General features: G+C 68.3%; 5 protein-coding genes. 4 read left to right on the top strand and 1 reads right to left on the bottom strand.

Annotation, left to right across the window (positions count from 1 at the left end; translation table 11 throughout):
* Positions 1-70: 70 nt before the first annotated feature.
* Together ACWGI8_RS40250 and ACWGI8_RS40245 are read left to right on the top strand one after the other, a co-directional pair.
* Positions 71-1,240 (top strand): sensor histidine kinase, encoded by a 1,170-nt coding sequence (locus ACWGI8_RS40250; RefSeq protein ID WP_453668406.1) that lies wholly within the window; start codon positions 71-73, stop codon positions 1,238-1,240.
* On the top strand, positions 1,240-1,896 hold the full coding sequence (locus ACWGI8_RS40245; protein WP_453668405.1) for a response regulator: 657 nt from the start codon (positions 1,240-1,242) through the stop codon (positions 1,894-1,896). Before ACWGI8_RS40250 ends, ACWGI8_RS40245 begins: the two co-directional genes overlap by 1 nt.
* A 135-nt stretch (positions 1,897-2,031) precedes the next feature.
* Here the strand turns inward: ACWGI8_RS40245 and ACWGI8_RS40240 are convergent, their stop codons facing one another.
* Positions 2,032-2,469: a VOC family protein gene (locus tag ACWGI8_RS40240; protein ID WP_453668404.1), complete on the bottom strand. Its 438-nt coding sequence runs from the start codon at positions 2,467-2,469 to the stop codon at positions 2,032-2,034.
* 146 nt (positions 2,470-2,615) lie between these two features.
* Between ACWGI8_RS40240 and ACWGI8_RS40235 the strand changes: the two genes are divergently transcribed.
* Both ACWGI8_RS40235 and ACWGI8_RS40230 read left to right on the top strand, forming a co-directional pair.
* Positions 2,616-3,032: a VOC family protein gene (locus tag ACWGI8_RS40235; protein WP_453668403.1), complete on the top strand. Its 417-nt coding sequence runs from the start codon at positions 2,616-2,618 to the stop codon at positions 3,030-3,032.
* Positions 3,033-3,640: 608 nt separating this feature from the next.
* Positions 3,641-4,450: a S1 family peptidase gene (locus ACWGI8_RS40230; protein WP_453668402.1), complete on the top strand. Its 810-nt coding sequence runs from the start codon at positions 3,641-3,643 to the stop codon at positions 4,448-4,450.
* Positions 4,451-4,518 lie beyond the last annotated feature (68 nt).

Here is a 4,518-nt window from a genome sequence, read left to right as displayed (position 1 = left end):
GGCTTGCAGCCCGTGGGCGTACGCCCACGGGCCAATGTCCCGCCGCAGGTCAGACGGCTACGATCGCCTCATGTCCGCCAAGCCGCGTCCCCTGCTGTCCTGGCATCTGCGGCCGGTCGCGCGGGCGGTCCTGGTCTGGTGCGGGGCGATCGCCTACCCGTTCACGCTGTTCTTCGCGGCACGCGGCACACCCTCCGACTCCCCAGGCTTGCCGTTCGCCCTGGTGGCCGCGGTGACGGTCCTGCCTCTCGGGTTGCTGCGCCGCCGTCCGCTTCCGGCCCTGACGCTGATGGTGCTCGGTACGTATGCCACGGCGACGACAAGTCCTTTCTGGCAGGTCGTGTATCTGCTGGTCCTGGCGAACGACCTCGCCGTCGGGTACATCGTGGCCACCCGGCCTCGCCATATCGCGGTCACCGCTGCCGTCATGACGCTCGGCGTACAGGTCGCCGTCGCCGCACGCCTCGGGACCGGGCAGGACGGCTTCGCCCGCACGGTCGTGGTCCTCGTTGTCGCGCTCGCCGCCGCCTGGATGACCGGTCATTCGGTCCGCGAACGTCGCGAGCACGCCGCGGCACTGCGCTCACAGACCGCTGCCCAGGCCGTCACCGCCGAACGGCTTCGGATAGCCCGCGAGTTGCACGACATGATCGCGCACAGTATCGGTGTCATCGCCATCCAGGCAGGCGTGGGCAGCCGGGTCATCGACACCCAGCCGGACGAGGCCCGCAAGGCCCTCACCACCATCGAAGCCACCAGCAGAGAAACCCTCGCCGGACTGCGGCGCACCCTCGGCGCACTGCGCCGCACCGAACCGGGGCCCGAACCCGGGGCCGCACCGCGCGAACCGGCCCCAGGGCTGGCCGACCTCGACCGCCTGGCCGCATCGACGAGGGACGCTGGTGTCCGGGTCGACGTGCGGTGGCTCGGAGAGCGACGGCCCCTGCCCGCCGATATCGATCTGGCCGCCTTCCGCATCGTCCAGGAGGCCCTCACCAACGTCGTACGCCACGCGGACACCCCCGACTGCCGCGTCTCCATCGGCTGCCAAGACGGCGAACTGACCATCGAGGTCGCTGACGACGGCCGCGGCGGCCTCACCTCCGGCACCGGATACGGCATCACCGGAATGAGGGAACGCGTCACCCTGCTACGCGGCCAGTTCACCGCCGGGCCGGGGCCCGAGGGCGGCTTTCGCGTGGCGGCCCGGCTCCCCCTCTCCGAAGGAGTACACATCTGATGACGGTCCGCGTCGTTCTCGCCGATGACCAGCCGCTGGTCCGCAACGGCCTGCGCGTTTTGATGGCCGACGCTCCCGGTATCGACGTCGTGGGAGAGGCAGGAACCGGCGCCGAAGCGGTCCAGTTGGTCCGGGACACCGAGCCCGACGTGGCAGTGATGGACATCCGCATGCCCGGCATGGACGGCATCGAGGCCACCGGGATGATTACGGCATCCGCTGGGGCGACGCGCGTCCTCGTCCTCACCACGTTCGACGATGACGAGTACATCTATGGCGCGCTCCGAGCGGGTGCGAGCGGGTTCCTCGTCAAGGACATGGCACTGGACGACATCCTCGCGGCGATCCGCGTGGTCGCCGCCGGAGACGCCCTGATCGCACCGAGCGTCACGCGCCGCCTGATCGCAGAGTTCGCCGCCCGCCCCGAACCAGCCCCTTCTCCACGACCAGTCGGGAAGATCACCGAGCGGGAACGCGAGGTACTGACCCTCGTCGGACGCGGCATGACCAACAGCGAGATCGCCGCCCAGCTCTGCATCAGCGTGGCCACAGCCAAGGCACACATGGGACGCCTGCTCACCAAACTCGACGCCCGCGACCGAGTCCACCTCGTCATCATCGCCTACGAGATGGGCCTGGTGGCACAGTCTCGCTGAACGCTGAACGCTGAACGCTGAACGCTGAACGCTGAACGCTGAACGCTTCAGTCGGCGAAGCTCGCCAACTGAAGCACCGAAGCTCGCTTCCTGGCCGCCGCGGCGGTTCCGGGCGCGCGATCGGGCGCGTGCTCCTCAGACGACCGGCTGGCCGATGCCCAGCATGTTCCCCTCGCTGTCACGGAACCAGGCGCCGCGTTCACCCCGCGCGCCCTTGCTCGGGTAGTTCCCCTCGATCTCGGCGATCCCGTCCCTCGTTCGCATGCCGCCCAGCAGCCCGGGGAGGTCGACATCCTCGAACACCACGCCGCGCCGTCTGAGTTCCGACACGACTGCCTCGATGTCGTCGACCTGCCACGCCATCTGAGTGAACGTGCCGGGCGAGGCTCCCGCCGACCGGAACAGGACGAACTCCACGCCTCCGCACCGATACAGCAGCCCACCGGGCCGTTCATCGACGGGCTCCAGCCCGAGCTGCTCGGAGTAGAAGCGCCGCGCCCGGTCCAGATCCTGGGCCGGCAGTCTGGTCGCCACGCCCGCTCGGGCCAGAATGTTCCTGTTGTCTGCGTTCATGCCTCCACTGTGCCGTGATCAGTGGCCGAAGGAACGGAGGCGACAGGCGCGTGCCACGCAAACCGCACGGCAGGCGGCGCCGGCATCCGGCCGCCTCCGGGCCACCTGGTTCCGGCCGGGCAGCGCCGATCTGGGAATATCCGGGAATGCCTGGCACCCACCTGACCATCAAGGACCTCATCGTCGACTGCGGCGATCCGGAGCGACTGGCCTCGTTCTGGGCTCAGCTCCTCGGAAGAGCCATTGCGGCGAGGACAGGTCCGTACGTCTGGCTCGCGCGTGGCGACGGCCCGGGAATGGGCTTCCAGAAGGTCGCCGAGCCAAAGGCCGGCAAGAACCGTATCCACTTCGACGTCGCCTCGCCGGACCCGGCTGCCGAGCAGGAACGGGTCGAGGCGTTGGGCGGCCGGCTGCTCCAGCAGTATGCGGCGGGAGGCTTCCTCGTCATGGCCGACCCCGAGGGGAATGAGTTCTGCATCATTCCCGAGGGGCCGTTCGAGCTCGACGACGACGGGCGCGCGAGCTACCTGATCGACCGAAGCACCGCTTCTGGTCCGTCCTGAACTTGTTCGTCGTTGTCGAGGGGCTCCACGGGGCAATACCGACTGGCCGCATGATGGGCGAGTACTACTGAAAGCGAATGCCACCGGGGCGGTCAGCGCGCGGTGTGAACAGTCGGCCGGCTCCGAACAGTTCCTCCGGCAGCGGCCGAAGTGAGGCCCGTTCGACGCTCGTTCCATGCCCGGCCCTGGACAGGCCCAACACTTGGATGACGGCGGTCCGAAGGCTGCCGGCCTTGGCTGTTCGGCACGCAATTCTGGCTGGATTACCGCACTCGCGCCGCTGGATTCCGCGCGGATTGAGCCAACGACACAGCTCTCCGGAGATTGCGTATCACTCGTGTAACAGCGCATGGCAATAGTGGTTGGGATGGGTCGATATGGACCCAACGGCTCATAGCCCGAAGGGGAGTTGGGGGATTGTGCACCCTTGTCACCCCGGTCTCCTGTTCCACATAATCGCAGGGCGCTTTGCGGACTCATCCCCCACTGGGTTCGGACGCCTTGCAGTGTGCTGCCGTTTTCCGACGCACTTCGTTCGGTGGTGACTTCCGATTCCGGGGTTGGCATGGGCCCGTCATTGACGCATACCCCCCACGAGAGGAAGTCCATTGAAGAGCTACCTGAAGCACCTCAGGACGACCACCGCGATCGGTGCCGTCGCCCTGGCCGCCTTCAGCCTCCAGCCCGGCGCGGCCAACGCAGCCTCCGCACCGACCCCACGCGGTGAGATAGGCACGAAGGTCGTCGGCGGGACCAAGGCCGATCAGGGTGAATTCCCGTTCATGGTCCGGCTGTCCATGGGCTGTGGCGGCGCACTGTACGCCAAGGACATCGTTCTGACCGCCGCCCACTGCGTCGACGGCAGTGGCCCGAACACCGGCATCACCGCCACGGCGGGCGTCGCCGACCTGGAGGACTCCAACGCGATCAGCGTGAAGTCCACCGAGGTCCTCCAGGCGCCCGGCTACAACGGCAAGGGCAAGGACTGGGCGCTGATCAAGCTCGAGAAGCCGATCGATCTGCCGACCCTGCCGATCGCCGCGGACGACAAGTTCAACACCGGCGAATTCGACATCGCCGGCTGGGGCGCGGACAAGGAAGGCGGCGACCAGCAGCGCTATCTGCTCAAGGCCAAGGTCCCGGCCATCGACGACGCCACCTGCCAGAAGGCGTACGGCGACCAGCTGACCCCCGGCGAGGAGCTCTGTGCCGGGATCCTGGACACCGGCGGCGTCGACACCTGCCAGGGTGACTCCGGCGGCCCCATGTTCCGCAAGGACGACGCGGGAGCCTGGATCCAGGTCGGCATCGTGAGCTGGGGCGAGGGCTGTGCGCGCCCGGGCAAGCCCGGTGTCTACACCGAGGTGAGCGCCTTCGCGGCGGACATCAAGAAGGCCGCGGACGGGCTGGGCGGCTGACGCCGGTCCGTACGCGTTGAGCAGTTGAGCAGTTGAGCACCAGCGCGTCCCAGTGCCGGGCCTCTGGC

The organism is Streptomyces sp. NPDC054841 (genome assembly GCF_053611045.1).
This window is presented reverse-complemented; position numbering and strand designations above follow the sequence as displayed.

Excerpts from the sequence above, each read along its gene's own strand:
- ACWGI8_RS40250 (WP_453668406.1), top strand. The coding sequence starts at position 71 with ATGTCCGCCAAGCCGCGTCCCCTGCTGTCCTGGCATCTGCGGCCGGTC.
- ACWGI8_RS40245 (WP_453668405.1), top strand. The coding sequence starts at position 1,240 with ATGACGGTCCGCGTCGTTCTCGCCGATGACCAGCCGCTGGTCCGCAAC.
- ACWGI8_RS40240 (WP_453668404.1), bottom strand. The coding sequence starts at position 2,469 with ATGAACGCAGACAACAGGAACATTCTGGCCCGAGCGGGCGTGGCGACC.
- ACWGI8_RS40235 (WP_453668403.1), top strand. The coding sequence starts at position 2,616 with ATGCCTGGCACCCACCTGACCATCAAGGACCTCATCGTCGACTGCGGC.